This window comes from Aeromonas sp. CA23, from assembly GCF_002587065.1.
In the GTDB taxonomy this organism is placed as follows: Bacteria; Pseudomonadota; Gammaproteobacteria; order Enterobacterales; family Aeromonadaceae; genus Aeromonas; species Aeromonas bestiarum.
Genome location: NZ_CP023818.1, coordinates 4,872,923 through 4,899,504, shown reverse-complemented (window position 1 = coordinate 4,899,504; position 26,582 = coordinate 4,872,923). Strand labels below are relative to the sequence as shown.

23 protein-coding genes and 1 pseudogene are annotated in these 26,582 nt (G+C 58.5%); 18 read left to right on the top strand and 6 right to left on the bottom strand.

Translation table 11 applies throughout. The features are described from left to right. Window positions 1-109: 109 nt before the first annotated feature. Together CK910_RS22505 and CK910_RS22500 are read right to left on the bottom strand one after the other, a co-directional pair. Window positions 110-409 (bottom strand): DUF3301 domain-containing protein, encoded by a 300-nt coding sequence (locus CK910_RS22505; RefSeq protein WP_098984769.1) that lies wholly within the window; start codon window positions 407-409, stop codon window positions 110-112. Between the two features lie 74 nt (window positions 410-483). Continuing rightward, window positions 484-1,512: a DUF3549 family protein gene (locus tag CK910_RS22500; protein WP_098984768.1), complete on the bottom strand. Its 1,029-nt coding sequence runs from the start codon at window positions 1,510-1,512 to the stop codon at window positions 484-486. Window positions 1,513-1,811: 299 nt separating this feature from the next. Between CK910_RS22500 and CK910_RS22495 the strand changes: the two genes are divergently transcribed. The 6 genes from CK910_RS22495 (at window position 1,812) to ptsG (ending at window position 8,371) form a co-directional block, all read left to right on the top strand. After that, window positions 1,812-2,147 carry a YqcC family protein gene (locus tag CK910_RS22495; protein WP_042867184.1) on the top strand — a complete coding sequence of 112 codons (336 nt, stop codon included), beginning with the start codon at window positions 1,812-1,814 and terminating at the stop codon, window positions 2,145-2,147. Between the two features lie 191 nt (window positions 2,148-2,338). Then, the gene (truC, locus tag CK910_RS22490; RefSeq protein WP_043134766.1) at window positions 2,339-3,079 is read left to right on the top strand and encodes a tRNA pseudouridine(65) synthase TruC; all 741 of its coding nucleotides are present in this window, start codon (window positions 2,339-2,341) and stop codon (window positions 3,077-3,079) included. Window positions 3,080-3,169: 90 nt separating this feature from the next. After that, the gene (locus tag CK910_RS22485; protein WP_098984767.1) at window positions 3,170-3,610 is read left to right on the top strand and encodes a flavodoxin; all 441 of its coding nucleotides are present in this window, start codon (window positions 3,170-3,172) and stop codon (window positions 3,608-3,610) included. 525 nt (window positions 3,611-4,135) lie between these two features. Next, the gene (locus tag CK910_RS22480) at window positions 4,136-5,461 is read left to right on the top strand and encodes a maltoporin (protein ID WP_290017336.1); all 1,326 of its coding nucleotides are present in this window, start codon (window positions 4,136-4,138) and stop codon (window positions 5,459-5,461) included. A 91-nt stretch (window positions 5,462-5,552) separates the two neighbouring features. After that, complete coding sequence (locus CK910_RS22475) at window positions 5,553-6,509, top strand: MalM family protein (protein WP_172955403.1); 957 nt, start codon at window positions 5,553-5,555, stop codon at window positions 6,507-6,509. 431 nt (window positions 6,510-6,940) lie between these two features. After that, window positions 6,941-8,371: a PTS glucose transporter subunit IIBC gene (gene ptsG / locus CK910_RS22470; protein ID WP_043134475.1), complete on the top strand. Its 1,431-nt coding sequence runs from the start codon at window positions 6,941-6,943 to the stop codon at window positions 8,369-8,371. A 246-nt stretch (window positions 8,372-8,617) separates the two neighbouring features. Here ptsG and CK910_RS22465 read toward each other — a convergent pair whose 3' ends face one another. From CK910_RS22465 to map, 4 genes and pseudogenes are all read right to left on the bottom strand, one after another. After that, the gene (locus tag CK910_RS22465; RefSeq protein WP_011705091.1) at window positions 8,618-9,001 is read right to left on the bottom strand and encodes a DUF3461 family protein; all 384 of its coding nucleotides are present in this window, start codon (window positions 8,999-9,001) and stop codon (window positions 8,618-8,620) included. A gap of 257 nt (window positions 9,002-9,258) precedes the next feature. Continuing rightward, complete coding sequence (dapD, locus tag CK910_RS22460) at window positions 9,259-10,086, bottom strand: 2,3,4,5-tetrahydropyridine-2,6-dicarboxylate N-succinyltransferase (RefSeq protein WP_042867191.1); 828 nt, start codon at window positions 10,084-10,086, stop codon at window positions 9,259-9,261. A gap of 135 nt (window positions 10,087-10,221) precedes the next feature. Then, window positions 10,222-12,908 (bottom strand): annotated as a pseudogene (gene glnD / locus CK910_RS22455) (bifunctional uridylyltransferase/uridylyl-removing protein GlnD). Window positions 12,909-12,972: 64 nt separating this feature from the next. Beyond that, complete coding sequence (map, locus tag CK910_RS22450) at window positions 12,973-13,761, bottom strand: type I methionyl aminopeptidase (RefSeq protein WP_042867193.1); 789 nt, start codon at window positions 13,759-13,761, stop codon at window positions 12,973-12,975. A gap of 362 nt (window positions 13,762-14,123) precedes the next feature. On the opposite strand from map, the gene rpsB reads away from it, so the two are divergent. The 12 genes from rpsB to fabZ all read left to right on the top strand — a co-directional run bounded on the left by rpsB (window position 14,124) and on the right by fabZ (window position 26,581). Continuing rightward, window positions 14,124-14,852, top strand: coding sequence for a 30S ribosomal protein S2 (gene rpsB / locus CK910_RS22445; protein ID WP_042867194.1), 729 nt, complete (start codon window positions 14,124-14,126; stop codon window positions 14,850-14,852). 104 nt (window positions 14,853-14,956) lie between these two features. Then, entirely contained in the window at window positions 14,957-15,838 is an 882-nt protein-coding gene (tsf, locus tag CK910_RS22440) for a translation elongation factor Ts (protein WP_042038148.1), read from the top strand. Window positions 15,839-15,910: 72 nt separating this feature from the next. Then, on the top strand, window positions 15,911-16,645 hold the full coding sequence (gene pyrH / locus CK910_RS22435) for a UMP kinase (RefSeq protein WP_042038153.1): 735 nt from the start codon (window positions 15,911-15,913) through the stop codon (window positions 16,643-16,645). Window positions 16,646-16,747: 102 nt separating this feature from the next. Next, on the top strand, window positions 16,748-17,305 hold the full coding sequence (gene frr, locus CK910_RS22430) for a ribosome recycling factor (RefSeq protein WP_043134480.1): 558 nt from the start codon (window positions 16,748-16,750) through the stop codon (window positions 17,303-17,305). Between the two features lie 72 nt (window positions 17,306-17,377). Next, window positions 17,378-18,154 carry a polyprenyl diphosphate synthase gene (gene uppS, locus CK910_RS22425; RefSeq protein WP_098984764.1) on the top strand — a complete coding sequence of 259 codons (777 nt, stop codon included), beginning with the start codon at window positions 17,378-17,380 and terminating at the stop codon, window positions 18,152-18,154. 26 nt (window positions 18,155-18,180) lie between these two features. Further along, window positions 18,181-19,038 carry a phosphatidate cytidylyltransferase gene (locus CK910_RS22420; RefSeq protein WP_098984763.1) on the top strand — a complete coding sequence of 286 codons (858 nt, stop codon included), beginning with the start codon at window positions 18,181-18,183 and terminating at the stop codon, window positions 19,036-19,038. Between the two features lie 197 nt (window positions 19,039-19,235). After that, complete coding sequence (gene ispC / locus CK910_RS22415) at window positions 19,236-20,429, top strand: 1-deoxy-D-xylulose-5-phosphate reductoisomerase (protein ID WP_098984762.1); 1,194 nt, start codon at window positions 19,236-19,238, stop codon at window positions 20,427-20,429. Between the two features lie 171 nt (window positions 20,430-20,600). Beyond that, window positions 20,601-21,953 (top strand): sigma E protease regulator RseP, encoded by a 1,353-nt coding sequence (gene rseP / locus CK910_RS22410; RefSeq protein WP_043134487.1) that lies wholly within the window; start codon window positions 20,601-20,603, stop codon window positions 21,951-21,953. A gap of 34 nt (window positions 21,954-21,987) precedes the next feature. After that, a complete protein-coding gene (gene bamA / locus CK910_RS22405) occupies window positions 21,988-24,411 on the top strand; it encodes an outer membrane protein assembly factor BamA (protein ID WP_043554778.1) in 2,424 nt (807 codons plus the stop codon). Window positions 24,412-24,559: 148 nt separating this feature from the next. Further along, window positions 24,560-25,072, top strand: a complete 513-nt coding sequence (locus CK910_RS22400; protein ID WP_042867201.1) for an OmpH family outer membrane protein — start codon at window positions 24,560-24,562, stop codon at window positions 25,070-25,072. 3 nt (window positions 25,073-25,075) lie between these two features. Beyond that, window positions 25,076-26,095 carry a UDP-3-O-(3-hydroxymyristoyl)glucosamine N-acyltransferase gene (lpxD, locus tag CK910_RS22395; protein WP_098985209.1) on the top strand — a complete coding sequence of 340 codons (1,020 nt, stop codon included), beginning with the start codon at window positions 25,076-25,078 and terminating at the stop codon, window positions 26,093-26,095. A 24-nt stretch (window positions 26,096-26,119) separates the two neighbouring features. Beyond that, window positions 26,120-26,581 carry a 3-hydroxyacyl-ACP dehydratase FabZ gene (fabZ, locus tag CK910_RS22390; RefSeq protein ID WP_042038166.1) on the top strand — a complete coding sequence of 154 codons (462 nt, stop codon included), beginning with the start codon at window positions 26,120-26,122 and terminating at the stop codon, window positions 26,579-26,581. Window position 26,582 lies beyond the last annotated feature (1 nt).

The following is a 26,582-nucleotide window of genomic DNA, read 5'->3' as shown; positions in this document are numbered from 1 at the left end:
ACATTCCTGAAAATTATAGGCCCGGATCCGTGCCGGCTTGCTATTGCGATGGCATGGGCCCGATGCGGGGTGGCTGGCCTTGGGGCCAGCGGGAGTCGCGCTGGCTGGCTTACTGGGATGGCATGCGATGGGGTGGCAGATCGACGCCGACAATGTGCAGTCCCTGCATGCGCAACTGTCCCTGATAGTGGCTCTCGCCATCGCTGGAAAATTCAAACTCGTAGTAGGTCAACAGTCGCAGTGGCTGATTGGCCAGCGCACGGTGGCTGCGCGCCAGCGACAGCAGTTGCAGGTCGTGATGCTGGCAGTAGCGGCGCATGTATTGCCAGGCGAGTTCGGCCTGGCGGCGCTGATGCCAGAAGGCAGCGCCGATGAGGATAAGCAGCAAGATACCGAGCATTTCACCCATCGAGGGCTCCTTCCTTGTGATGTGGCCTGGTGTGGACCGAGTGGCGAGCCACCCGGCCGTTATTCCATCAGATGTTACGCCGCGGCAAACAGACGGCCTATGGCCTGACCGAGTGCATCGCTGCGCGCCGGATCCCGCAATCTGGCCAGCATATCATCGCGCAGTGCCGGCAGGGTCACCAGTTCGGCAAACACATGGTTGAAGAACTGGGTCGGTTGCAGCGCCAGCTGCTCCAGGAACAGGCCGAGCAGGCTCGGCTCCTTCAGATCGGGCCAGAGGCGACCGGCGATGGCGAGCAGCAGGGCCGGGCTCGGCTGGGTTTGCAGCAGGGTCAGCAGCTTGTTGGTACGCATGGCATTGCCGTTGCAAGAGGCCAGCGCCCGGCACAGGTAGGCCAGGGTTTCCGGGTTGGGCTCGGCGCTCTCCTGCTCCTTGCCGATGCGCTCGAACAGGGCACCCTGCACGGCCGGTGGCAGCGGGACATTTTCCAGGCTCTGGCACAGGGCGTAGAGCGGCGCCTGGGGCAGCCTTGGCAACGCCTTGCACACCAGCGCCAGATTGCGCTCGTCCTGCAGTCGCTCGGCCATGTCGGCGAAGCCTTGCAGGCCCAGCGCCTGCCAGCCTTCGTCGCCGGGTGCCGCCAGATAGTGGCAGAGGGCGTTGTAGTAGGCGGAAGGGGCCTGTTCCAACTGGCGGGCCAGCTTGGCATGCAGGCTGGCCATCTTGGCCTCGGCCGGGCGGAAGGTGTAGGGGTTGTCGGCCAGTCGCTGGGCCTTCTCTTCATCCAGATCGCCGGTCAGCTTGTAGCCCAGGGTCTCGACCACCTGATCCATGAAGAGCTTGGGGCCGCTGCCGATGAGCAGACCGCGCTCATCGAGCGCAAACTTGAGGAACCAGAGATAGTGCCTGGACTCCGCCGGCTGGAAGAAATGGACGCCGAGCCAGGCGTGCTGTTGCAGGGGCCAGGGATAGGGTTCTTGCTGCTGCTCGATGCGCACGAAGGTATCGCTCGCCAGCGGTCGCACCTGGCGGCCCATGTCGAACAGTTGAAACTGGGTATCGGCCTGGGTCAGAAACTCGGTCAGCGTGTTGATGGTAGACATGATGTGATCCGGCTAAGGGTGATGCGGGCCGATTATAAAGCGGTTGTATCAGATAGCCAGCAGGGGCACCAAGACCGCTTTGTTACAAGCTGAGAAGGGTGCTGCGGGTCAAGCTGTATAAAGCGGTTGCATCAGATATCCTGTGGGGCTCGGCTCTGCGTCCAGCCTGCCAATGGAACATGGCAGAGGGGGAGGGGGACGGTGTATAGTAGCGCCCTTTTTTGATGAGCCCGGCCAGCCTGTGCCCGTTTTACCGGGGAGGTTGACCGGTATGTGGTCATGAGCAAGAGGACGACGAGATGAATCAATATTTGCTGGTAGCCGGCCTGTTGGGTGAACTCACCGCCGAGTTGCAGCGCCTGGAGCGCTGGCAAGATGAGCATCCGGGTGAAGAGGCCCTGGCGAGCGAGCTGCCGTTCTGTGTCGATACCCTGAGCTTCGATCAGTGGCTGCAGTTCGTGCTGATCCCGCGCATGGAGCAACTGGTCATGCTGCAAGCGCCGCTGCCCACCAGCGTCTCCCTCTATCCCATGGCGAGCGAAGTCTACAAAGAAGAGCTGGCCGACGTGGAAGCCCTGCTGCGGTTGATCGCCCGCTTCGATCTGCTGCTCTCCGGCAAAGTGGTTGAGCAATGATGAGTGAGCAGGCAAAGGAAGAAAACGCCTTGCAACTGACCCTGCCCTATCAGAAGGAAACGCCGGTTGGCGGTAGCCTCAATGGTTGCCGTACTAACGACGGCGGCGCGATGAAGCTGACTCTGCTCTATCAGAAGGAAACGCTGGCTGGTGGCGGCCCCCATGGTTGCTGTGCTAAAGACGGCGGCGCGATGAAGCTGACTCTGCTCTATCAGGATGACTGGCTGGTGGCGGTCAACAAGCCGTCGGGCCTGCTGGTGCATCGCAGCTGGCTCGACAAGGCCGAGACCCGCTTCGCCATGCAGATGACCCGGGATCTCATCGGCGGCCGCCACGTCTACCCCGTGCATCGCCTCGATCGCCCAACCTCGGGCGTACTGCTGTTTGCGCTCGATCCTGCGGTTGCCCGCACCCTGACCGAGGCGTTTGCCGCCCGTCGGGTGCACAAGGAGTATCTGGCGCTGGTGCGGGGCTGGGCCCCGGAGCAGGGGGTGATCGATTACCCCCTCAAGGAGCAGTTGGACAAGATAGCCGATGCCATGAGCTCCCCGGATCGTCCGGCTCAGGAGGCGGTCACCGCATTTCATCGCCTGCACCAGGTCGAGTTGCCCCATGCGGTTTCCAAGAAGCACCCCACCAGTCGTTACAGCCTGGTCAGGCTGTTCCCGAAAACCGGTCGCAAGCATCAGCTGCGCCGCCATCTGGCCCACCTGTTCCACCCCATAGTCGGGGATACCAGCCATGGTGATGGCCGCCACAACCGCTTCTTTCGCGAGCAGCTGGGGTGCGAACGCCTGCTGCTGGTGGCCCGCAGACTCAGTTTCGAGCACCCGATCCTCAAAGTCCCGATGCGGATCCAGGCGCCGCTGGGGCCGGACGTCTTGCAGCTGTTTGCCGAGCTGGGCTGGCCCGCCAGCGAGAGCGACTACTGATCTTCACCTGGCCTGCTCACTCACGGTCGGGTGTTGCCTTCGACCGGGTTGTGGCATGCTGTAAAGCCACGCCAGTCAAAGGAATCCGTTATGGCTCAGATAGATATAGTAGTGGGAACCGTTTATGGCGCGGCCATGCTGGTTGCCGAGACGCTGGCTGCGCAGTTGCAGCAGGCCGGACATGTGTGCCAGATCTTCGATGAGGCCGTGTTGGAAGACCTGGACGCCTCCCGCTTCCTGTTGGTGATCACCGCCACCACGGGGCAGGGCGATATTCCGCCCAATCTGCAACCCTTAGCCGCCGCCCTGGCCGATCGGGCTCCCTATATGAAAGGGTGGCGCTATGCGCTCATCGCCATGGGTGACAGCAGCTATGAGCACTTTTGCGGTGCCGGCCGTCAGCTTGACGGCCTGTTGCAGGAGCTGGGGGCCAGGGCTCTGTTGCCCCGTCTGGAGATAGATGCCACCGTCGACGATGAACCGGAAAAAGTGGCGCTGGCCTGGCTAACCGGCTGGGAAAATACACTCTAGTTTTCCCCTCCTTGTGTTCTTTATTTGTCCCCCGTTGGTTTGCCCATGGGGGATGTTTATTTCCGGGCCAGACCAGTCTCAACTGACCATATTTCCCACTTTTTATCCGGTTATTTTTCTGGCATCCCTTCGTTTGGCCGAGCATTTATTTCTGTCATGACCGACATGCAAGAAAATTAAAAGTTCCGCATTGAAAGCGATTTCAGTCATGTTTTTGTCATTGATTTGGGTATTTTCAACTTAATCAGCGAAGCGAATTAATGTTTGATAGCGATTTCAAGCCATGTTTTTTGCTTGTTCGTGTTTTTAATTGGTGAGTTATTGCTAATTTATTGCTTCCCATGTCCTATAAAACCCTCTTGGGTGTGGGGTGGGCGATTTGTCGCCATTTTGTGAATCAGCTCATGTTTGTCCCGAAATTGGCTACCTATAATCGGCCTCGGTTATCACCTAAACGTTTTTATGGTGATAAGAACTTGGATATTCAGGATCACACTCCTCTCAGCGGGAATAAGGAAAATGAAAATGAAAGCAAAGTGGCTCCCGATCGCTGCAGCAGTAACCGCAGCCCTGGCTTCCCAAGCCGCCTTCGCCGTTGATTTCCACGGCTACTTCCGTTCAGGTGTTGGCGTTTCCGGTGACGGAGACATGGTGAAATACAACGTGAACAAGGTTGGTCGTCTGGGTAACGAAAATGATACCTACGGCGAAGTTCAGCTGGGTCAGGAAGTATTCAACAAGGATGGCAAGACTTTCTACGTTGATTCCATGTTCGCCATGGCTTCCAACGGTTCAAACGACTGGGAAGGTACCGGTACCGTTTGTAACTTCGATGCCAAACAGTGCAACGGTGATTCCGATTTCGCCCTGCGCCAGTTCAACGTCCAGGCCAAGGGCCTGCTGGGTTTCGCACCGGAAGCCACCCTGTGGGCCGGTAAGCGTTACTACCAACGTCACGACATCCACATCTCCGACTTCTACTACTGGAACATCTCCGGTGCCGGTGCCGGTATCGAAGGCATCCAGGCCGGTCCTGGCAAGATCTCCTTCGCCTGGGTTCGCAACGACCGCAGCGCGGCCGATGTGTTCGGTCAGTACAACCAGATTGGAACAGACCCGACTACCGGTAATCCAATCTATCGTAAAAACGAAGACCTGAACGTCAACACGCTGGATCTGCGTTATGCCGGTATCCCGCTGTGGAGCGAAGCGTCTCTGGAAGTTGGCGTAGACTACGCACTGGTTAACGAGACCGAAGCGCAGAAACCGCTGAAAAACAACAACATGAAAGACGGCGTCATGCTGACTGCCGAACTGACCCAAGGCATCCTGGGTGGCTTCAACAAGACTGTGCTGCAGTACGGTACTGAAGGTTACTCCAAGACCATGGCCTTCTACGGTGACGGTTCCTGGTACGGTGCCGAAGCCAAAGACGGTGCTGATGGTTTCCGCATCATCAACTGGGGTGTTGTTCCCATGGGCAACAACTTCGAGATGGGTCACCAGCTGGTCTACGGTGTAGGCAACGAGATGTGGGATGGCAACGACAAGGTTGAAGCCATGTCCGCCGTTGTTCGCCCCATGTACAAGTGGGATGACTTCAACAAGACCATCTTCGAAGGCGGCTACTTCAAGGACAAGACCAAGTCCACCAACGGTACCTCTGTTGATGACTCCGGCTACAAGCTGACCCTGGCTCAAGCCTGGTCTGCCGGCTCCAGCTTCTGGGCTCGTCCTGAAATCCGTGTGTTCGCCTCCTACCTGGCCAATGACGAAGATCAGAAAGTCTTCGAAAGCGGCACCTCCAAAGACACCTACCAAGTGGGTGTGCAAGCGGAAGCTTGGTGGTAAGCACTTCTTTCAGTTAAGTTAGTCACTGCCCCCGTATGGGGGCAGTTTTGTTTCGCCGGGTAACGGCAACCGGGTTATGGAGATAAGAAGAATGAAACTGGTAAAGATGTCTATCGCAGCCGTGGTTACTGCGCTGTTGGCCGGTTGTTCCGGTAGCATGTTGATCCCCGTGCAGGATCACGCATCCATCCTGAGTAATGCCGAACAGGCCAAGCAGGCGCTCTCACAGGCAACCAGCTGCTGCGCTGCTTTCAACGATTTCAATTATGTGAGCCTGCCGGAAGGCGATACCTTGCTGGCCCTCGATGGCAAGCAACCCAGTTTTCAGTTTGACGAGGGGATGAGCTACTTTGCGGCTTATCGCCTGCCAGCCAACACCGGCAACCTGGCCATCAAGGTCGCCTCCCAGGTGAGCAAGACAGTGCTGGTGCCTCAGGTCATCATGCTGGATGCCCAGTTCAAGGTGACTCGTGTGCTGGGTGAGTCGGTATTCAGCTACCAGCCAGCCCATCTGTTGGACAACGATCGCATCGAAGGCAAGGTCTTTGTCGATCGCAGCATGCCGGGCAACCCGGCGGCTGAAACCTACATGATTGTCTATGCCCCGGCCAACCAGCTGGCGGGCAGTACCACCATATTGCATCCCTCCAAGGCGTTTGCCCGTGCGAATGGCACGGTCGAGCCGGATATCAAGGATCCCGTGATCCCGCACTCCCCATGGGGCCTGGTGCAGATCGAAGTCGTCGACATGGCCAAGGGGCAGGGTCTTGAGGCCGTCTTCAAACCCGAGTACGCAGACAAGGTGGCGATGAGCCAGGCCGCACCGGCGACCGCCGCCGTGGCGGCTGCAGCCGTTGCTGCGCCCAGCAAACCCGCACCCGCCATGCTGACCGAAACCGAGGCTTTCTATCAGTCCCAGATCGAGAAAGCGGTGAAAGCCGGTGATATCGACAAGGCGATGCAACTGGTCAATGAGGCCGAGCGTGCCGGCTCGACCAAGGCGAAATCCGTCTTTATTGACGCGGTCAAGCGTTCGCAGAAAGGCTGAATATTGCCCAGCCTTTAAAAGATAATATTTATTTGAGGCCTCCCTTGTTGGAGGCCTTTTTAATCGGTAGACTAAAATAGAAAAAACAGCAAATGGTTACATTAAGTTACAATGCGTTTCTTTTGGCATTAATGTGATTGGTTAAAATACAATGCGAAACAGCACTTTTCATATTTATGGCGTAGCATGAAAATGCCGAAATATATTTGAAACCTACCCGAGTTTCCCCTCAGAATTATCTTGTGATCTCCCCTCCAAATTTTTTATTCCCTTGCGCCTGATGGAAGAAATTTCCGATCTGCTGGGTTATATTCAACAGGTCAAAATAAACAACCCCCAATCGAATTCATGCCGATGAAGATGATGCTCGTGATCGTCTATCAATTGGACTGAACCGTTTACGGGAAGACAATTCATTCAGGAGCGCACACATGTTTAAAAATGCTTTCTCTAATCTGCAAAAGGTCGGTAAGGCGCTGATGCTGCCAGTATCGGTCTTGCCAGTTGCAGGTATTCTGCTGGGGGTGGGCGCCGCTCACTTCAGCTGGTTGCCAGAAATTGTCTCCCAATTGATGGAGCAAGCTGGTGGTTCCGTATTTGGTCAGATGGCCCTGCTGTTCGCAGTGGGTGTTGCCCTCGGCTTTACCAATAACGACGGCGTATCTGGTCTGTCAGCCATCGTTGGCTACGGCATCATGACAGCTACTCTGAAGGTGATGGCACCTGTGATGGGTGTTGAAACCATCGAGACCGGCGTACTGGGCGGTATCCTCGCCGGTGGTGTGGCTGCCTGGGCGTTCAATCGTTTCTACAAGATCCAGTTGCCAGAGTATCTGGGCTTCTTCGCCGGCAAGCGTGCCGTGCCCATCATCACAGGTTTCGTGTCCATCGGTCTGGGTGTGATCCTGTCCGTGATTTGGCCGCCAGTTGGTTCCGCCATCGGTGCCTTCTCCGACTGGGCTGCCAACCAGAACCCGGTACTGGCCTTCGGTATCTACGGCGTGGTTGAGCGCTCCCTGATCCCGTTCGGTCTGCACCACATCTGGAACGTGCCTTTCTTCTATCAGGCGGGTACCTGTGTCAACGGCGCCGGTGAAACTGTTCACGGCATCATGACCTGCTTCCTGACTGCCGATGACGCTTCCCGCGCTGCCGGTAACGGCTTCGGTCAGCTGGCCGGTGGCTACCTGTTCAAGATGTTCGGTCTGCCTGCTGCTGCGTTTGCCATCGCTCACGCCGCCAAGCCGGAAAACCGCGCCAAGATCGTAGGTATCATGGCCTCTGCCGCCCTGACCTCTTTCCTGACCGGTATCACCGAGCCGATTGAGTTCTCCTTCCTGTTCATCGCTCCTGTGCTGTACGCGATTCACGCCGTACTGGCTGGTCTGGCCTATGTGCTGACCAACTCCCTGGGCGTGGTACACGGTCACACCTTCTCCAACGGTTTCATCGACTTCGTGGTGCAATCACCCCGTGCCGACAACATGTTGCTGCTGGTGGGTCTGGGTCTGGTCTACGCGGTCATCTACTACGTAGTGTTCAGCTTCGTAATCCGTGCCATGAACCTGAAAACTCCGGGTCGTGAAGACGAGACTGCTGAAGAGACAGTCAGCCAAAGCAAGGACGAGATGTCCGCTGCCCTGGTCACTGCCTTCGGTGGTAAAGAGAACATCGCCTCTCTGGATGCCTGCATCACCCGTCTGCGGGTTGGCGTGAAAGACGTGGCCAAGGTTGACCAGGCTGGTCTGAAGAAACTGGGTGCTGCCGGCGTGGTCGTAGCTGGTTCCGGCGTACAAGCCATCTTCGGTACCAAGTCCGACAACCTGAAAACCGACATGGACATCTGGATGAAGAGCAACTAATCCTGTTGCCTGAATATCAGAGTTCTTGAAGAGGGAGGCGAAAGCCTCCCTTTTTGCTGGGCGAGCGTCAGGGTGATGGCGGGCAGGGACCGGGTCCGTCGAGTTGCTCATTCTGATCCAAAGGGATGGGGCGGGGGCAACTTATGGCCTGCTTCCCTCACCACATGTGGCCCGCCCATGCCATGCGGATCCCGCACAAAGAAAAGGGGCGCCTGACGGGCGCCCCTCGTTGCTGCCGGATCGGGCTTACAACTTCTCCAGATCCCGCTCTATTTCACTGATCTTGTTCTGCACCACTTTTTCCAGATGGCGCAGGTCACGCAGTATCTTCTGCTTGATATCCGGGTCGGCCTGGACGTGCACACCCTGGGTCAGGTTATCCAGCTCATCCACCACGTACTTGAGATTGGCGTTGATCTCGGTGACATCCTTGTACTCATGGGTACCCGAGTCGACCAGCATGGTCTTGCGCTGGCGGGGATATTTGAATTTGACACTCTTGGCGAAGAACTCGCCTTTCTGCTTCTTGAAGTAGATCTTGAGGATGTCGTGATTGGCTTCCTGGCGCAGGGTATAGCTGTCCACTGAGGTGGGTTCCTGGATCCCCAGGCTCTTCAGATTCTCGTACATCGGGCTTCCTCGGTTTGAAACGATCCTGACCCATCTATCTTAACCGAGTCTGTGTGGCTTGCCTGTGACAGGGGCGCCAAAATCAAAAGGGGCCCAAAAGGCCCCTTTTGCCATGATGGCTGGTCGATCACTAATCGATGGCGCGCAGCAGGGCGCTGATACCGACAGCCTGGGCCGCGGGACATTTCTATCATCTGGATGTCGATGCAATCATAAAAAGGGCGCCTCGAGGCGCCCTTGCAGCAAGCAGTTGGCCATTACTCGTCGATGGAACGCAGCAGGGCGTTGATCCCTACCTTGGCACGGGTCTTGGCATCCACCTTCTTGACGATCACGGCGGCGTACAGGCTGTACTTGCCACACTTGGAGGGCAGGGAGCCGGAGACGACCACGGAACCCGCAGGTACGCGACCGTAGTGAATTTCGCCGGTTTCGCGATCATAGATGCGGGTGGACTGGCCGATGAAGACGCCCATGGAGATGACGGAGCCTTCCTCCACGATAACCCCTTCAACCACTTCTGAGCGGGCACCGATGAAGCAGTTGTCTTCGATGATGGTCGGGTTGGCCTGCAGCGGCTCCAGTACGCCGCCGATGCCGACGCCGCCGGAAAGGTGTACGTTCTTGCCGATCTGGGCGCAGGAGCCCACTGTGGCCCAGGTGTCGACCATGGTGCCTTCGTCAACGAAGGCACCTATGTTGACGTAGGAGGGCATCAGCACCGTATTGGGGGCGATGAAGGAGCCTTTGCGGGCGGTTGCCGGCGGCACCACGCGCACACCCGCTTCCTTGAACTGCTCGGCTGTGTAGTCGGAGAACTTGAGGGGAACCTTGTCGTAGTACTGGGCATCGTCGCCCTTGATGATGCCGTTGTCATTGATGCGGAAGTAGAGCAGTACCGCTTTCTTCAACCACTGGTGTACCACCCACTCGCCGGCAATCTTCTCGGCGACACGGGCCTTGCCGGAATCCAGCAGGTCGATGGCTTGCAGGATGGCGGCCTTGGTGGCGGCATCGACTGAGCCGGGAGTGATGGAATCACGGCGCTCGAAGGCCGCTTCGATGATCTGTTGCAACTCGGTCATGACAGGTTTCCTTTAAAAAATTCCGTTTGTTGTATCACACTTTTCCAATTGTTTTTAAGGGCTCAAGCCGATTTCTTCGGGAGAACGCTGATTTATTGTGCTTGAGTGGTCCAACCATTTGTTCTGCTTGATAAATCAGGATGATGAAAGGCGCCTTGTGAGGCCTTTCACCGGCCTGTCACTGCCCTCATCATCGGCCGACTCCTGAGGATTGAGCTGATTCACCAGCCGCTCCTCCAGCGCCAGCTGCTCGTCCTGGGTCAAGGGTTCGCCCGCGAGTGTGGTAAGGCTGAAGAAGTCCTCCACCCGCTCGCCTATGGTGGTGATCTTGGCGGCATGGAGCGACAGGCCGCACTGCTGGAACACGGCACCTATGCGGGCCAGCAGCCCTGGAGTATCCAGCGCCGTCAGCTCCAGCAGGGTGTGGCGGGTCTCCCCCTTGTGGGGCAAAAACACCGCCCGGGTTGGTACGCTGAACTGGCGGTGGCGCCGTGACAGCGGCTTGTTGCGCAGCACCAGCTTGCCCGGCTCCTGCAAGGCCTTCTCCAGCGCCTTCTTGATGGTGGCGGTACGGTTGGGGCTGATGGGCTCGCCGCTCGGCTCCAGCACCACGAAGGTATCCAGCACATAGTCGCTGCGCGAATTCATGATCTGGGCATCGTGGATGTTGAGGTTCTTCTGATCCAGCGCCGAGGCCACGGTGGCGAACAGATTCGGGGTGTCGCGGCAGTAGATGAACACCTCGCTGCCCCCCGGGTCGGATGCTTGCCGATGATCACCAGCGGGGCCGGGTTGTCGCCATGTTCGATGATCTTGCGACAGTGCCAGGCGATCTGCTCCGGGCTGTGGCGCAGGAAGTAGTCGGCCTTGAAGTCGCTCCACAGCTGGTTGATGGCCTCTTCCGGTACGTCCCGCTGGGCCAGGATCTGCTTGGCCTGGCGCTGGTTCTCACGAATGCGCAGCCGCATGTCGGGCGGGTTCTCCAGCCCCTGGCGCAGCGCCTTCTGGGTGGCGAAGTAGAGTTCGCGCAGCAGGGTGCCTTTCCAGTCGTTCCAGAGGGTGTCGTTGGTGGCGCAGATGTCGGCTACCGTCAGGCAGTAAATAAGGTCGAGATGCTGCTCGTCGCGCACCTTCTGGGCAAAGTCGGTGACCACTTCGGGGTCGTAGATGTCGCGGCGCTGGGCGGTGACCGACATCAGCAGGTGGTGGCGCACCAGCCAGGCGACCAGTCGGCTCTCGTAGCGATCCAGGCCGTGCAGCTGGCAGAACTCCAGCGCATCCACGGCGCCGAGTTCGGAGTGATCCCCGCGCCGGCCCTTGGCGATGTCGTGAAACAGGGCGGCGATGCTGAGCAGCTCCGGCTTGCGCAGCCGGGTGAACACCTCGTGGCAGAGCGGGTGGGTCTGGCGGCTGGCCGGATTGGGGAACTGGTGGATGTTCTTGAGCAGCCGGTGGGTGTGCTCATCGACCGTGTAGGCGTGGAACATGTCGAATTGCATCTGGCCGACGATGAGGTTCCACTGGGGCAAATAGGCCGCGAGGATCCCGTATTTGTGCATCAGGGAGAGCGGCTGGCCTATGCCATTGGGATGGCGCAGCAGCGCCATGAACAGGCGGCGGCACTCGGGCAGGTCCTGCAGCCAGCAGTTGAGCTTGCGGCGCGCCTCGCGCAGCTGGCGCAGGGTGGCGGAGTGGATGCCGGCAATCTCGGGATGCTGGGCTATCTGGTAGAAAAGTCGCAGTATGGCGGCGGGCTCGCGGCCAAACAGCTCGGAATCCACCGCATCGATGAGACGACCGCGCAGCTGGAATTCGTCGGAGAGGCGGCGCACGTCCATGGCGGTGTTGCCGAGAATAGCCTCGTCAAACAGCTGCAACAGCATCTCGTTGAGCTCCGAGACCCGCCGCACCGTCTGATAGAAGCGTTTCATCATCTGCTCGACCGGGCTGTTGCCGTCCCCCTCGAACCCCAGCATCTGGGCCACGGTGCGCTGGCGGTCGAACAGCAGCCGGTTGTCGCCCTTGTTGATGGCCATGTGCAGGGCGAAGCGCACCTTCCACAGGAAATTCTGGCAGTCGAGCAGCTCGCGGTATTCGGCCCGGTTGAGAAAGCCGTGGCTGGTCATCTCGAACAAGGTGGTGGCGCCGAAGTGGCGGCGGGCGACCCAGGCCAGGGTCTGGATGTCTCGCAGGCCGCCGGGGTTGCTCTTGAGATCCGGCTCCAGCTTGTAGGCGGTCCCCTGAAATTGCTGGTGGCGCAGGGCCTGCTCCTCGCGCTTGGCCTGGAAGAACTGCTCGCTCGGCCAGAAGAGCTGGGGGCCGGTCGCCTCCTTGAGTTGCTGGAAACCCGCCTGGCGGCCCGTGATATAGCGCGCCTCGATCAGGTTGGTGGCGACCGTGATGTCGGCGCGGCCCTGCTCTATGCATTCGGCCACGTTGCGTACCGCCTGGCCCACCTCCAGCTTGAGATCCCACAGCAAGGTGATGAACTCGCCGATGCGCAGTCCCAGCACCTCGTCCAGCTCTTCTCCTTCATAGAGGATCAGCAGGTCTATGTCGGAGTGGGGGTGCAGCTCGCCCCGGCCATAACCGCCCACCGCGATCAGGGTGAGCGCCGTCTTGTCGAAGCCGAACTTCTGCCACAGCCGGGTCAGCAGCTCATCCATGTATTCGGAGCGGGTGGCCACCAGTTCTATGATGTTGTCACCGGCATCGAAACGGGCGTGCAGCCAGCCGAGAAAACGGCTCAGATACTCTTTGCAGTTCTCGCGGGTGAGCTGATCGTCGGGTAACAGATGGGGGGAAAGCAGGCTGGCATCCATGGCATCTCACACTCTCGGTCTGGCCGGATAAAGATCAACCCCGGCGTGTGGCCGGGGCTGAATGTCAAACGTGGCGGATAACGCGGTCGATGGTGTCATCGGGGCGCAGGGTGAGCACCTCGCAGCCATCCTCGGTCACCAGCAGGGTGTGTTCCCACTGGGCTGAGTCGCCGCCATCCTTGGTGGTCACGGTCCAGCCGTCTTTCGGATTGATGCGGCAGTGATACTTCTTGCTGTTGACCATGGGCTCTATGGTGAAGCACATGCCCGGCTTGAGCTCCTGCTTGCCGCCGTTGCGGTAGTGCAGGATCTGCGGTTCTTCGTGGAATTCGCTGCCGATGCCGTGGCCACAGTAGTCGCGCACCACCGAGAAGCCGGCCTTCTCGACGATGGGCTGGATCAGGGCGCCAATCTCTGTGATGCACATGCCTGGGCGCACCTGCTTGATGGCGGCGTACAGGCTCTCCTGGGCGACCTTGCACAGCTGGCGACGCAGCGGTGTGGTCTCACCCACGATGAACATGGCGGAGGTGTCGCCGTGGTAGCCATCCTTGATGACTGTGATGTCCAGGTTGATGATGTCCCCTTCCCGCAATTTCTTGTGGTTGGGGATGCCGTGACAGATGACGTCGTTCACCGAGGTGCAGATGGACTTGGGGAAGCCGTGGTAGTTGAGCGGGGCCGGGATCGCCTGCTGCACGTCGACGATATAGTCGTGGCACAGGGTGTTCAGCTCGTCTGTGGTGACGCCTGCCTTGACGTGGGGGGCTATCATGATCAGCACATCGGCGGCCAGCTGGCCGGCAACGCGCATCTTTTCAATCTCTTCCGGTGTCTTGATTTTAATGGACATGGGATCTCTCTTGGGGCCTGACTGCGCATCCTGTCGATGCCCAACAATCAGGTAATGAAAAATAGATGCGTTTGCAATCAGGCCAAAATTTTATCCCCAACCCCCGTTTACTTCCAGTGTGATTGTCATCACAACGTCAAATCCTCTGCCCTGCATCCACTACAGGGATCCATTTTTAGCACCCCGGCCGGTGGTGTCCTGACCAAAGTTATGGTATAAAGCGCGCCGGAATGGGGAACTTGCGTCCGCATTTCATCACCCTTACTCAATAACACACACACATCGACACCTGTACCGGGGTGCCCCTTTGGGGTCGGTTACATGGGATGTGTGGAGGCCTAACCCCAATACAGAGGTATAAAATGGCTAAAGTTTCTATGCGCGACATGCTGCAAGCCGGCGTTCACTTCGGTCACCAGACTCGTTACTGGAACCCGAAAATGAAGTCCTACATCTTCGGTGCCCGCAGCAAGGTTCACATCATCAACTTGGAAAAAACCGTTCCGATGTTTGACGATGCCATGAACTTCATCAGCTCCGTAGCTGCCAAGAAAGGCAAGGTACTGTTCGTAGGTACCAAGCGTGCCGCGTCTGAAGCCGTAAAAGATGCCGCTGATCGTTGCGACCAGTTCTATGTCAACCACCGCTGGTTGGGTGGCATGCTGACCAACTGGAAAACCGTTCGTCAGTCCATCAAGCGCCTGAAAGATCTGGAAACCCAGAGCCAGGACGGTACCTTCGAAAAGCTGACCAAGAAAGAGGCGCTGATGCGTACTCGCGAAATGGACAAGCTGGAGAAGAGCCTGGGTGGTATCAAGAACATGGGCGGCCTGCCTGACGTGCTGTTCGTTGTCGATGCCGACCACGAGCACATCGCTATCAAAGAAGCCAACAACCTGGGTATCCCGGTAGTTTCCATCGTTGATACCAACTCCAACCCGGACGGCGTTGATTACGTCATCCCGGGTAACGACGATGCTATCCGTGCCGTACAGCTGTATCTGAATGCTGCTGCTGACACCGTACTGGAAGCTCGCGCTCAGGACATCGTTGTTCAAGCCGAACAAGATGGCTTCGTTGAAGCTGAGTAATTGATAAGGACTGAAAAGCCCTTATTAACCAAGCTGATGTAATTGGTTAGCAGGGGCCCTTGTGGCCCCTGTTTCTTGTCAATTCAAGACCGAGGATACTGGACATGGCTAACGTTACTGCCGCCCTGGTAAAAGAACTGCGCGAGCGCACCGCCGCTGGCATGATGGATTGCAAAAAAGCACTGGAAGAAGCTGCTGGTGATATCGAGCTGGCAATCGAGAACATGCGCAAATCCGGTCAGGCCAAAGCCGCCAAGAAAGCAGGCCGTATCGCTGCTGAAGGCGTGATTTTCGCCCGTACCGAAGGCAACATTGCTGCCATGATCGAGCTGAACAGCGAAACCGACTTCGTCGCCAAAGATGCCAGCTTCATGGCAATGGGCCAGAAGATCGCCGATATCGCCGCGACCCAGAAAATTGCTGACGTCGACGCCCTGAAAGCGACCGATTTCGGCAACGGTGAGTCCATCGAGCTGACCATCACCAACCTGATCGCCAAGATCGGTGAGAACATGAACCTGCGTCGCGTGATGCTGGTTGAAGGTGACAACCTGGGCACCTACGTTCACGGCTCCCGCATTGGTGTTATCACCAAGCTGACCGGTGGTTCCGCCGAGCTGGCCAAAGATCTGGCCATGCACGTTGCAGCCAACAGCCCGCAATTCGTCAAGCCTGAAGACGTGTCTGCTGAAGTCGTTGCCAAAGAGCGCGAAATTCAGATCGACATCGCCATCAACTCCGGCAAGCCGAAAGAGATCGCCGAAAAGATGGTTGAAGGCCGCATGAAGAAGTTCACCGGTGAGGTTTCCCTGACTGGTCAGCCGTTCGTGAAGGATCCTTCCATGACGGTTGCCGAGCTGCTGAAGAAAGAAGGCGCTGACGTTGTCTCCTTCACCCGTTTCGAAGTGGGCGAAGGCATCGAGAAGCAAGAGACCGATTTCGCTGCTGAAGTGGCAGCCCAAATCGCGGCCGCTCAGAAGGCCTAACCGAACCGGTTTTTTCCGTTTCCCTAGACCGCGACTTATGTCGCGGTCTTTATATGACCAGGAATCAGTGACATGAGTACCAATCCCAAGCCTGCATACAGACGTGTTCTTCTGAAGTTGAGTGGTGAAGCCCTGCAAGGATCCGAGGGTTTTGGCATTGATCCGGCGGTGCTGGAGCGGATGGCCCAAGAGATCAAGGAACTGGTTGAGCTGGGTGTTCAGGTCGGTCTGGTCATCGGTGGCGGCAACCTGTTCCGTGGTGCCGGTCTTGCCAAAGCGGGCATGAACCGCGTGGTGGGCGACCACATGGGTATGCTGGCCACCGTGATGAACGGTCTGGCCATGCGTGATGCCCTGCATCGTGCTTATGTGAATGCCCGTCTGATGTCTGCCATCTCCCTGCAGGGCGTCTGCGATTCCTATAGCTGGGCCGAGGCCATCAGCCAGTTGCGCGCCGGCAAGGTAGTGATCTTCTCTGCCGGTACCGGCAACCCCTTCTTTACCACCGACTCCGCGGCCTGCCTGCGCGGGATCGAGATCGAAGCCGACGTGGTGCTGAAAGCCACCAAGGTCGATGGCGTATTCACGGATGATCCGGTCAAGAACCCGGATGCCGTGCTGTACCATGAATTGAGTTATGATGAAGTTCTTGAAAAAGAACTCAAAGTGATGGATCTTGCTGCTTTTACTCTGGCCCGTGACCATGATCTGCCGATCCGCGTGTTCAACATGAACAAACCGGGTGCGCTGCGTCGGGTTATCATGGGTGAGCCGGAAGGCACCCTGATCCACCACATCGGCAAGTAAGACAAGAGATCAGGCTGGAAGGCGCTCTTATTCATTACGCCAGCAAATAAATATGATAGACACGAGCCGCGTGGCGGCTCGTTCGCCAAAAGGAAAACCACTGTGATCAACGAGATTAAAAACGACGCCAAGGACCGCATGGCCAAGAGCGTAGAGTCGCTCAAGACCCAGATGTCCAAGATCCGTACCGGCCGCGCTCACCCGAGCCTGCTCGACGGTATCCAGGTTGAGTATTACGGTGCTGCCACTCCTCTGAAACAGTTGGCCAACGTGGTGGCAGAAGATGCTCGTACCCTGTCCATCTCCATTTTTGACCGCTCCATGATCCAGGCGGTAGAAAAGGCAATCCTGACCTCGGATCTGGGCCTGAACCCGTCCAGCAACGGCCAGACCCTGCGCGTGCCGCTGCCGCCGCTGACCGAAGAGCGTCGCCGCGATCTGACCAAGATCGTCCGTGCCGAAGCCGAAGGTGCCCGTGTGGCCGTGCGCAACATCCGTCGCGATGCCAACGCCGACTTCAAAGCGCTGCTCAAGGACAAAGAGATCTCCGAAGACGACGACCGTCGTGCCCAGGAAGAGATCCAGAAACTCACCGATGCCTTCATCAAGCTGGTGGATGACGCCCTGGCCGCGAAGGAAAAGGAGCTAATGGAAATCTAAGCCTCTGACAGGTATATTACGAGCGCCGTGTAGTGCCCCTGCACGGCGCTTTTGTCTTTGTGGGAGAAATGAATGTCGCTTTTGGCAGCGTTAGGTGATTGTGCCAACTCGTCCTTGCCTCGTCATGTGGCCATCATCATGGATGGCAACGGACGCTGGGCTCAGAACCGTGGCAAGATGCGGGTCTATGGTCACAAGGCGGGCGTGAAGTCCGTTCGTGAGGCGGTGACCTTTGCCGCGCGCGCCAAGATAGAGGCGTTGACCCTGTTTGCCTTCTCCAGTGAGAACTGGCGGCGGCCGGAAGGGGAGGTCAGTGCCCTGATGGAGCTGTTCCTGACCGTGCTGGGCCGTGAGGTCAAGAAACTGCACAGCAACGGGATCCGGCTCAAGGTGATCGGTGATACCGCCCGCTTCAGTGAACGCTTGCAGGCCAAGATCGCCAAGGCTGAGGCCCTGACCGCCGACAACCAGGGGCTGACCCTCAATATTGCCGCCAATTACGGTGGTCAGTGGGATATCGCACAGGCGGCCCGTAAACTGGCCCGTGCCGTGGCGGCGGGCGAGCTGGACGCCGATGCCATCGATGAGTCCCTGCTGGCCGGGCAAGTCTGCATGGCCGACCTGCCCCCCGTGGATCTGTTGATCCGGACCGGTGGCGATCATCGCATCAGCAATTTTGTGTTATGGCAGCTCGCCTATGCCGAGCTCTATTTTACCCCGGTATTGTGGCCCGATTTCAACGAGGCCGAGTTCAGTGAGGCCGTTGCCTCTTTCGTTGCCCGCGAGCGTCGCTTCGGGTGTACGGGCGAACAGATACGGGAATTGATCGCCGAGCATCAGACCGGCTAAATCCCCTCCCAAGAGAGAGGTTTCTTTTGCTAAAACAACGAATTATTACCGCATTGCTACTGGTTCCCCTGGTGTTGGGGGCGTTATTTTTTCTGCCGTTGAAATTCTTTGCCCTGTTGGCAGCCCTGGTGTTTCTGTTGGCCAGCCGCGAGTGGAGCGGCTTCGTCTCTGCCCGGCCGCAGCAATGGCTGCCGCTGGTGTTCTGTCTGTTGCTCGGTGCCAGCCTGTTCTGGCTACCGGTCGAGCAGCTGTGGACCCCGCACTTGCATCCGCTGGTGATGGGCGTGCTCTGGACCGCGGTCAGCTGGTGGCTGCTGGGGCTGTTGCTGGTATTGCGTTATCCCCAGAGCGCCAAGCTGTGGAAAGAGTCCATCTGGCTCAAGTCCCTGTTCGGTCTGGTGACCCTGGTGCCCTTCTTCTGGTCCCTGGTGGCCATCCGTGGTTACAACTTCTATCACGACCCCATGATGGGGGCCTGGATCCTGTTGTTCGTCATGGGGCTGGTCTGGGCGGCAGATTCTGGCGCGTACTTTTTCGGCAAGGCCTTTGGCAAACACAAGCTGGCACCGGCCGTCAGCCCGGGCAAAACCATCGAAGGCATGGTTGGCGGCCTGTTTACCGCCAGCCTGCTGGCCGTTGCCGTGACCTGGTTCATGGGCTTCGTGCCCGCCAAGATGGCCATAGTGCTGTTCTGCTCCCTGCTGGCTGTGCTGGCGTCCGTGCTCGGCGATCTGACCGAGAGCATGTTCAAGCGGGAGGCGGGCATCAAGGATTCCGGCACCCTGCTGCCCGGTCATGGCGGTATTCTCGACCGGATCGACAGCCTGACCGCCGCCCTGCCGGTATTCCTGCTCAGCTACCTGTTGCTCAGCCAGGAATTCTGATGCCTCGCTCGCTGATGATCCCGGGAGCATCCGGCCCCGTCAGTCTGTTACTCGTTCAGGAGTCTTGATGCATAGTCTGATGATCTTGAAGGCTTTCGGCTCCATCCGTTCGTTAGCAAGTCGGGAGTCTTGATGCATAGTCTGATGATCTTGAAGGCTTTCGGCTCCATCCATTCGTTAGCAAGTCGGGAGTGTTGATGCATAACCTGGTGATCCTGGGAGCTTCCGGCTCCATCGGTCAGAGCACCCTCAAGGTACTGCGGCAGAATCCGGGCCGTTGGCAAGTTCTGGCGCTGACGGCGTCCCGCAGCGTGGATGCCATGCTGCGCGACTGTCTCGAATTCTCCCCCCGCTTCGCCGTCATGGTGGATGAAGACGCGGCCGCCATGCTGGCAGGCCGGCTCAAGGCCCATGGCAGTGTGACCCGGGTACTGTCCGGTCAGGCCGCCCTGTGCGAGGTGGCAGCCCATCCCGATGTTCACAGCGTGATGGCGGCCATCGTCGGTGCCGCGGGCCTGGCTCCCACCATGGCCGCGGTGCGTGCCGGCAAGCGCATCCTGCTGGCCAACAAGGAGGCGCTGGTGATGTCCGGCGCTTTCTTCATGGAGGCGGTGCGCGAGCATGGCGCCGAGCTGCTGCCCATCGACAGCGAGCACAACGCGATTTTCCAGTGTCTGCCCGAAGTCATTCAGCGTCAGCCCGGCTTCTGCGATCTGGCGGGAGCCGGCATCAGCAAGATACTGCTGACCGGCTCCGGCGGCCCGTTCCGCTACACCGACATTCAGGAACTGGCGCGGGTCACGCCGGCCCAGGCCATCGCCCACCCGAACTGGTCCATGGGGGCCAAGATCTCGGTGGATTCCGCCACCATGATCAACAAGGGGCTGGAGTACATAGAGGCGCGCTGGTTGTTCAATGCTGCGCCCGAGCAGATCCAGGTGGTGATCCATCCCCAGTCCGTCATCCACTCCATGGTGCAGTACAAGGACGGCTCGGTGCTGGCCCAGCTTGGCAACCCGGACATGTGCACCCCCATAGCCCATGCCCTGGCCTATCCGGCTCGTGTTGAGTCTGGGGTGGAACCTTTGGATTTCTTCAGTGTCGGAGAATTCAGCTTTATCCGGCCCGATTATGAGCGTTATCCCTGCCTGGCACTGGCCATGAACGCCTGCCAGCAGGGGCAGGCGGCGACCACGGCGCTCAATGCCGCCAACGAGGAGGCCGTTGCGGCTTTCCTTGCAGAGCGGATCGGTTTTATGGATATTGCCAGAGTCAATGAGGCCATCATGGCGGCGCTGGGTAGTTCCGCCGTGGGCTCACTGGATGATTTGATTGCGCTGGATGGTGCGGCCCGTGCCCGTGCTCACAATTTGATTGAGGAGCTTAGCTGATGAGTGGTATTTCGTGGCATTGTGCTGCCTTCATCCTTGCCTTCGGGTATCGGACCATGCATGAAATCGAGGTGGCTGACTGATGAGTGCTGTGCTGTGGAATGACAAACATGCCTTGATGACTGCCTCCTTCGATTGTTCGAATGGGTATGATATCGAGGTGATCGGCTGATGGGCGGCGTGTTGTGGAACATAGGTGCCTTTATCGTCGCCCTCGGGCTGCTGGTGGCGGTTCATGAATTCGGCCACTTCTGGGTGGCCCGTCGCTGTGGCGTCAAGGTCGAGCGCTTCTCCATCGGTTTTGGCAAGGCCATCTGGCGCCGGGTCGGCAAGGATGGCACCGAGTATGTGCTGGCGCTGATCCCGCTCGGCGGCTACGTCAAGATGCTCGATGGCCGGGTCGATGAGCTCAAACCCGGTGATGAGCAGCATGCCTTCAACCACAAGAGTGTCTGGGCACGCATGGCCATAGTGGCGGCGGGCCCCATGGCGAACTTCGTGTTTGCCCTGTTTGCCCTCTGGCTGATGTTCATGATCGGCGTTCCTGCCGTCAAACCCGTGGTGGGGGAGGTGCGCCCCGCTTCCATAGTGGCGGCGGCCGGGATCGAACCCGGCATGGAGATCGTCGGTGTCGGCGACAAGGCGACCGGTGACTGGGAGAGCGTGACCTATGCCCTCATCAGCCACCTGGGCGATGATGCCGTGCAGCTCAAGCTGAAGCCAGCCAACACCAGCTATGCGGTGGACAAGACCCTGCAGCTGGCTGGCTGGCAGTTTGACCCGGACAAGGAGTCACCCATCGGCAGCCTGGGGATAGTGCCCCTCGGCGGCAAGGTGCTGCCCGTGGTTGAGGCCATAGTGCCCAAGAGTGCCAGTGAGAAGGCCGGCATCTTGGTCGGTGATCGCATCAAGCGGGTGGGCGAGCAGGAGGTCACCGAGTGGGCCCAGTTCGTGCTCCAGGTGCAGCAATCTCCGGAGCAGCCACTGCAGCTGGTGGTGGAGCGGGCGGGCAGCGAACTGACCCTGACCCTGACCCCGGATGTGAAAAAAGTGCGGGGCCAGCTGGTCGGTTTTGTCGGCCTGTCACCGCAACTGGTTCCATTACCGGATGAGTATCGAATTCTGTTACAGTATGGGCCTTTGCAAGCCCTGTGGCAGGGAGCCCAGAAGACCTGGAGCCTGACCACACTGACCTTTGACATGATTGGCAAGCTGATTGGTGGCATCGTCTCGCTGGATAATCTGAGCGGCCCCATCTCCATTGCCAAGGGCGCAGGCAGCAGTGCCGATTACGGTCTGGTCTATTTCCTCGGCTTTCTGGCGCTGATCAGCGTCAACCTGGGGATCATCAACCTGTTTCCCCTGCCGGTGCTGGACGGTGGCCATCTGGTCTACTTCCTCATCGAGGCGGTCACCGGCAAGCCGGTATCAGAAAAAATTCAGGAAGTGGGTTTCAGGATCGGCGCCGCCATTCTGATGTTACTGATGGGCATTGCGCTGTTTAATGATTTCGCTCGCCTCTGAGGCCAGAGCATCAACAAGGACACATAAGAACAAAATGGCTGTTAAAAAAGCATTGGTGTTGAGTTGCCTGCTGGGTGCCAGTTTCCTGGCCCAGGCGGCCCCTGCCTCTTTTGTGGTGCAAGATATCCAGGTCGACGGCTTGCAGCGAGTGACGCTGGGTGCCGCCCTGTTGAACCTGCCGATCCGGGTTGGCGATACCGTCGATTCCGTGACCCTGGCCAACGCCATCAAGAAGCTCTACTCCTCCGGCAACTTCGAGGACGTGAAGGTTTACCGTGACGGTCAGGTGCTGCAAGTGGCGGTCAAGGAGCGGCCGACCATCTCCAGCATCGAGTTTTCAGGCAACAAGGATATCAAGGAAGAGCAGCTGACCCAGAGCCTGGAGTCCTCCGGCATCCGGGTGGGTGATCCGCTGGATCGCACCGTACTGAGCTCCCTCGAGAAGGGTCTGGAAGATTTCTACTACGGCGTGGGCAAATACTCCGCCAGGGTCAAGGCCATCGTCACCCCGCTGCCGCGCAACCGGGTCGACCTCAAGTTCACCTTCGTGGAAGGGGAAGCGGCCAAGATCCAGCAGATCAACATAGTCGGTAACAATGTCTTCCCGGAAGAGAAGCTGCTGGCCCAGCTCTCCCTCAAGGACGATGTGCCCTGGTGGAACTTCACCGGCGATCAGCGTTACCAGAAGCAGAAACTGGCCGGTGACATCGAGACCCTGCGCTCCTACTACATGGATCGCGGCTACATCCGCTTCGCCCAGGAGTCGACCCAGGTCTCCATGACTCCGGACAAGAAGGGCGTCTACGTGACCCTGAACGTCAAGGAAGGGGATCAGTACAAGGTCTCCGGCGTTCAGCTCAAGGGTGACATGATAGATCGTGGCGGCGAGATGAAGGGCTTGATCCCTATCGAAGCCGGCAGCATCTACTCCGCCAGCCAGGTCACCCATACCGAAGAGGTGCTCTCCAAGTTCCTCGGCCGTTACGGCTACGCCTACCCGAAAGTGGTCACCTTCCCCCAGGTCAATGACAAGACCAAGGAAGTGGAGCTGATCGTCAACATAGAGCCGGGTCCCCGTGTCTATGTGCGCAACATCAACTTCAGCGGCAACGTCACCACCAAGGATGAAGTGCTGCGCCGCGAGATGCGTCAGATGGAAGGCACCTGGCTCTCCTCCGACAGCGTCGAGCAGTCCAAGACCCGTCTCAACCGCCTCGGCTACTTCGAAACCGCAGAAGTGGACACCAAACGGGTGCCGGGCAGCGATGACCAGGTCGATCTCGACTTCAAGGTCAAGGAGCAGCCAGCGGGCTCCATCAACGCCGGCGTGGGCTATGGTACCGAATCGGGCCTGAGCCTGCAGGCGGGCCTGCAGCAGGACAACTTCATGGGGACCGGCAAGAAGATCGGCATCTCCGCCAGCACCAACAAGTACTCCAAGAGCGTCGACCTCAGCTACAACGATCCCTACTTCACCGTGGACGGAGTCAGCCTGGGTGGTCGTCTCTACTACAACCAGTTCAGTGCGGCCGACGCCAACATAGTCGACTACGAGAACACCACAGTCGGCTTCCGCCTCTCCAGTGGTTTCCCGGTCAACGAGAACAACCGCCTCGACTTCAGCCTCGGCCTTGAGAACAACAAGCTGTCCCAGCCCAACCCCTATCTGCAGGTGGATGAGTTCTGGAAGGTGTACAGCAAGAACAAGGATGGCGACAACCGCATGGTGTTCAACACCGTCGACGTCACCGCCGGCTGGACCCGTTCCACCCTCAACAAGGGGATGTTCCCGACCGCCGGTGACCGTCAGCGTGTGAACGCCAAGGTGACAGTGCCGGGCATGGATCTGCAGTACTTCAAGCTGAACGCAGAAGACGCGCACTACTTCCCGTTCGATGCGGATCACAAGTGGGTGCTGATGGCCAAGGCCCGCGCCTCCTACGGCAACGGTTACGGCAGCAACGGCAACTATGACCACGTACTGCCGTTCTTCGAGAACTACTTCGCCGGTGGTTTCGATACCCTGCGCGGCTTCAAGAGCAATACCGTGGGTCCGAAGGCGCTCTACTACTACAACCTGAGCGGCAACGACGTCATCCAGGGCACCGACAGCTCTGTGGGCGGCAACGCCCTGGCGGTGGCATCCCTCGAGATGATAGTGCCGACGCCGTTCGCGTCAGAGACCTATCAGCCCCAGCTGCGTACCAGCTTCTTCATCGATGCCGGTTCCGTGTGGGATACCACCTTCGACTATGCCCAGTACCAGAACCGCTGCTTCAGTGGTTGCAACTATCTGAGCGATTATTCGGATCCGACCAACTACCGCGCCTCGGCCGGTCTGTCGCTGCAGTGGCTCTCCCCCATGGGACCCCTGGTGTTCGCGATTGCCCGTCCGCTCAAGCAGTACGAGGGCGATCGCACCGAGTTCTTCTCATTCAACATCGGCCGCACCTTCTAAGGACGGACGCACCCCCACCCAGGCGGTGGGGGTATTCAATGATGGGACGCGCAGCTTGCGTGCCTCACCAGGTAACAAGTCGGTCCGGGTACCACTTGCATAATCAGGTAAATCAGGTAGCCCTCACATGAGGGAACAAGGAGTAAGTGTGAATAAAGCGTTGAAAGTAGCTGGTTTGAGTTTTGCACTGATGGCTGCCGGCATGGGCTCCGCCTTGGCCGAGACCAAGATCGCCGTGGTCGACATGGGCGAAGTATTCCAAAAGCTGCCCCAGCGTGAAGCAGTCTCCAAGAAGCTGAAAGGTGAATTCGAGCCGCGCATGCGTGAGCTGCAGAAGCTGGAATCCGACGGTCAGGCGCTGGTCGAGAAGTTCAAGAAGGACGAAGCCTTCATGAGCGCCGAGCAGAAGAAGCAGAACCAGGAGAAACTGGCCAAGCTGCAGATGGAGTTCAACCAGAAGCGTCAGGCGTTCGAACAGGACAACGGTCGCCGTCAGTCCGAAGAGCGCGGCAAGATCCTGACCAAGGTACAGGCTGCCATCGATTCCATCGCCAAGAGCAATGGTTATGATCTGGTGCTGGAGCGCAATGCCGCCCCGTATGCCGCCAGCAAGCTGGACATCTCTGCCCAGGTTATTTCTCAGGTAAGCAAGAGCAACTAATTGATGGCATTCACTCTCGCACAGCTGGCCCAGCAACTGGGGGCCCAGGTCCATGGCGACGGAACCCTGGAAATCCGCAAGGTAGCGACACTGGAAAAGGCCGGGGAGGGGGATATCACCTTCCTGTCCAATAAAAAGTACCGGCATTATCTGGAGCAGAGCGAGGCCACGGCCGTGCTCATTACAGAAGCGGATTTGCCTTTTTGTCCCACCAATGCCCTGGTGATCAAAGACCCCTATGTGGGGTTCGCCCGGGTAGCCCAACTGCTGGACACCACGCCGCAACCGGCCACGGATATACATCCGAGCGCCGTCATCGCGGCCGACGTGCAACTGGGCGAGAGAGTGGCCATCGGGGCCAATGCGGTGATCGAATCCGGCGTCGTGCTGGGGGATGACGTGCGCATAGGTCCAGGCTGTTTTGTTGGCAAGAATACCCGACTGGGAGCTCGCTCCCGGTTGTGGGCCAACGTCACCCTGTATCACAACATCACCATGGGCACCGACTGTCTGGTTCAAGCCGGCACAGTGATCGGCGCCGATGGGTTCGGTTATGCCAATGAGCGTGGCGAGTGGATCAAGATCCCCCAGCTCGGTGGCGTGACCATAGGCAACCGGGTCGAGATCGGAGCCTGCACCACCATAGACCGGGGTGCGCTGGAAGATACCCGCATCGCGGATAACGTCATCATCGACAACCAGTGCCAGATCGCCCACAACGTCGAGATCGGTTACGGCACCGCCGTGGCCGGTGCGACCGTGATGGCTGGTAGTCTCAAGGTCGGCAAATACTGTATCATTGGCGGCGCCTCCGTCTTTAACGGGCACATGGAGATCTGCGATCAGGCCACCATTACCGGCATGGCCATGGTGATGCGACCCATTACCGAGCCCGGTGTCTACTCTTCCGGCATCCCCCTGCAAACCAATAAAGAGTGGCGCAAGACCGCCGCCCGGGTGATGCGTATCGAAGAGATGCACAAGCGGTTGAGCAAGCTTGAGAAGAAGCTGGATCAAGAATAATCACGATTGGTATAGGGTACTGTTTTGACTACTGAAAAGAAGAGCCTGGGTATCCAGGAAATCATGGATCTGCTGCCCCACCGTTATCCCTTCCTGATGGTGGACAAGGTGGAAAGCTACGAGATCAGCGACGAGCGCAAGACCCTGCGCGCCATCAAGAACGTCTCGTTCAACGAGCCGATCTTCCAGGGGCACTTCCCGGCCAAGCCGGTGTTCCCTGGCGTACTGATCCTGGAAGCCATGGCGCAGGCCACCGGTATCCTGGCGTTCACCATGGTGGGCAAGCCGTCCCCCAACGAACTCTATTACTTTGCCTCAATCGATAACGCTCGTTTCAAGCGTCCGGTCGGCCCCGGCGATCAGCTGGTGCTCGACGTGGTGTTCCTGAAAGAGCGTCGCGGTATCGCCAAGTTCACCGGTGTCGCCACCGTCGATGGTGAAGTGGTCTGTACCGCCGAGCTGATGTGCGCCAAACGCGAGGTTTAAT

What these genes read in the sequence shown, in the direction of transcription:
- ptsG (WP_043134475.1), top strand. Translation starts at nt 6,941, where the DNA reads ATGTTTAAAAATGCTTTCTCTAATCTGCAAAAGGTCGGTAAGGCGCTG.
- CK910_RS22475 (WP_172955403.1), top strand. Translation starts at nt 5,553, where the DNA reads ATGAAACTGGTAAAGATGTCTATCGCAGCCGTGGTTACTGCGCTGTTG.
- rseP (WP_043134487.1), top strand. Translation starts at nt 20,601, where the DNA reads ATGGGCGGCGTGTTGTGGAACATAGGTGCCTTTATCGTCGCCCTCGGG.
- CK910_RS22465 (WP_011705091.1), bottom strand. Translation starts at nt 9,001, where the DNA reads ATGTACGAGAATCTGAAGAGCCTGGGGATCCAGGAACCCACCTCAGTG.
- uppS (WP_098984764.1), top strand. Translation starts at nt 17,378, where the DNA reads ATGTCGCTTTTGGCAGCGTTAGGTGATTGTGCCAACTCGTCCTTGCCT.
- CK910_RS22480 (WP_290017336.1), top strand. Translation starts at nt 4,136, where the DNA reads ATGAAAGCAAAGTGGCTCCCGATCGCTGCAGCAGTAACCGCAGCCCTG.
- rpsB (WP_042867194.1), top strand. Translation starts at nt 14,124, where the DNA reads ATGGCTAAAGTTTCTATGCGCGACATGCTGCAAGCCGGCGTTCACTTC.
- CK910_RS22495 (WP_042867184.1), top strand. Translation starts at nt 1,812, where the DNA reads ATGAATCAATATTTGCTGGTAGCCGGCCTGTTGGGTGAACTCACCGCC.
- CK910_RS22485 (WP_098984767.1), top strand. Translation starts at nt 3,170, where the DNA reads ATGGCTCAGATAGATATAGTAGTGGGAACCGTTTATGGCGCGGCCATG.
- map (WP_042867193.1), bottom strand. Translation starts at nt 13,761, where the DNA reads ATGTCCATTAAAATCAAGACACCGGAAGAGATTGAAAAGATGCGCGTT.
- CK910_RS22500 (WP_098984768.1), bottom strand. Translation starts at nt 1,512, where the DNA reads ATGTCTACCATCAACACGCTGACCGAGTTTCTGACCCAGGCCGATACC.
- CK910_RS22505 (WP_098984769.1), bottom strand. Translation starts at nt 409, where the DNA reads ATGGGTGAAATGCTCGGTATCTTGCTGCTTATCCTCATCGGCGCTGCC.
- pyrH (WP_042038153.1), top strand. Translation starts at nt 15,911, where the DNA reads ATGAGTACCAATCCCAAGCCTGCATACAGACGTGTTCTTCTGAAGTTG.
- ispC (WP_098984762.1), top strand. Translation starts at nt 19,236, where the DNA reads ATGCATAACCTGGTGATCCTGGGAGCTTCCGGCTCCATCGGTCAGAGC.
- bamA (WP_043554778.1), top strand. Translation starts at nt 21,988, where the DNA reads ATGGCTGTTAAAAAAGCATTGGTGTTGAGTTGCCTGCTGGGTGCCAGT.
- truC (WP_043134766.1), top strand. Translation starts at nt 2,339, where the DNA reads ATGAAGCTGACTCTGCTCTATCAGGATGACTGGCTGGTGGCGGTCAAC.
- dapD (WP_042867191.1), bottom strand. Translation starts at nt 10,086, where the DNA reads ATGACCGAGTTGCAACAGATCATCGAAGCGGCCTTCGAGCGCCGTGAT.
- tsf (WP_042038148.1), top strand. Translation starts at nt 14,957, where the DNA reads ATGGCTAACGTTACTGCCGCCCTGGTAAAAGAACTGCGCGAGCGCACC.
- lpxD (WP_098985209.1), top strand. Translation starts at nt 25,076, where the DNA reads ATGGCATTCACTCTCGCACAGCTGGCCCAGCAACTGGGGGCCCAGGTC.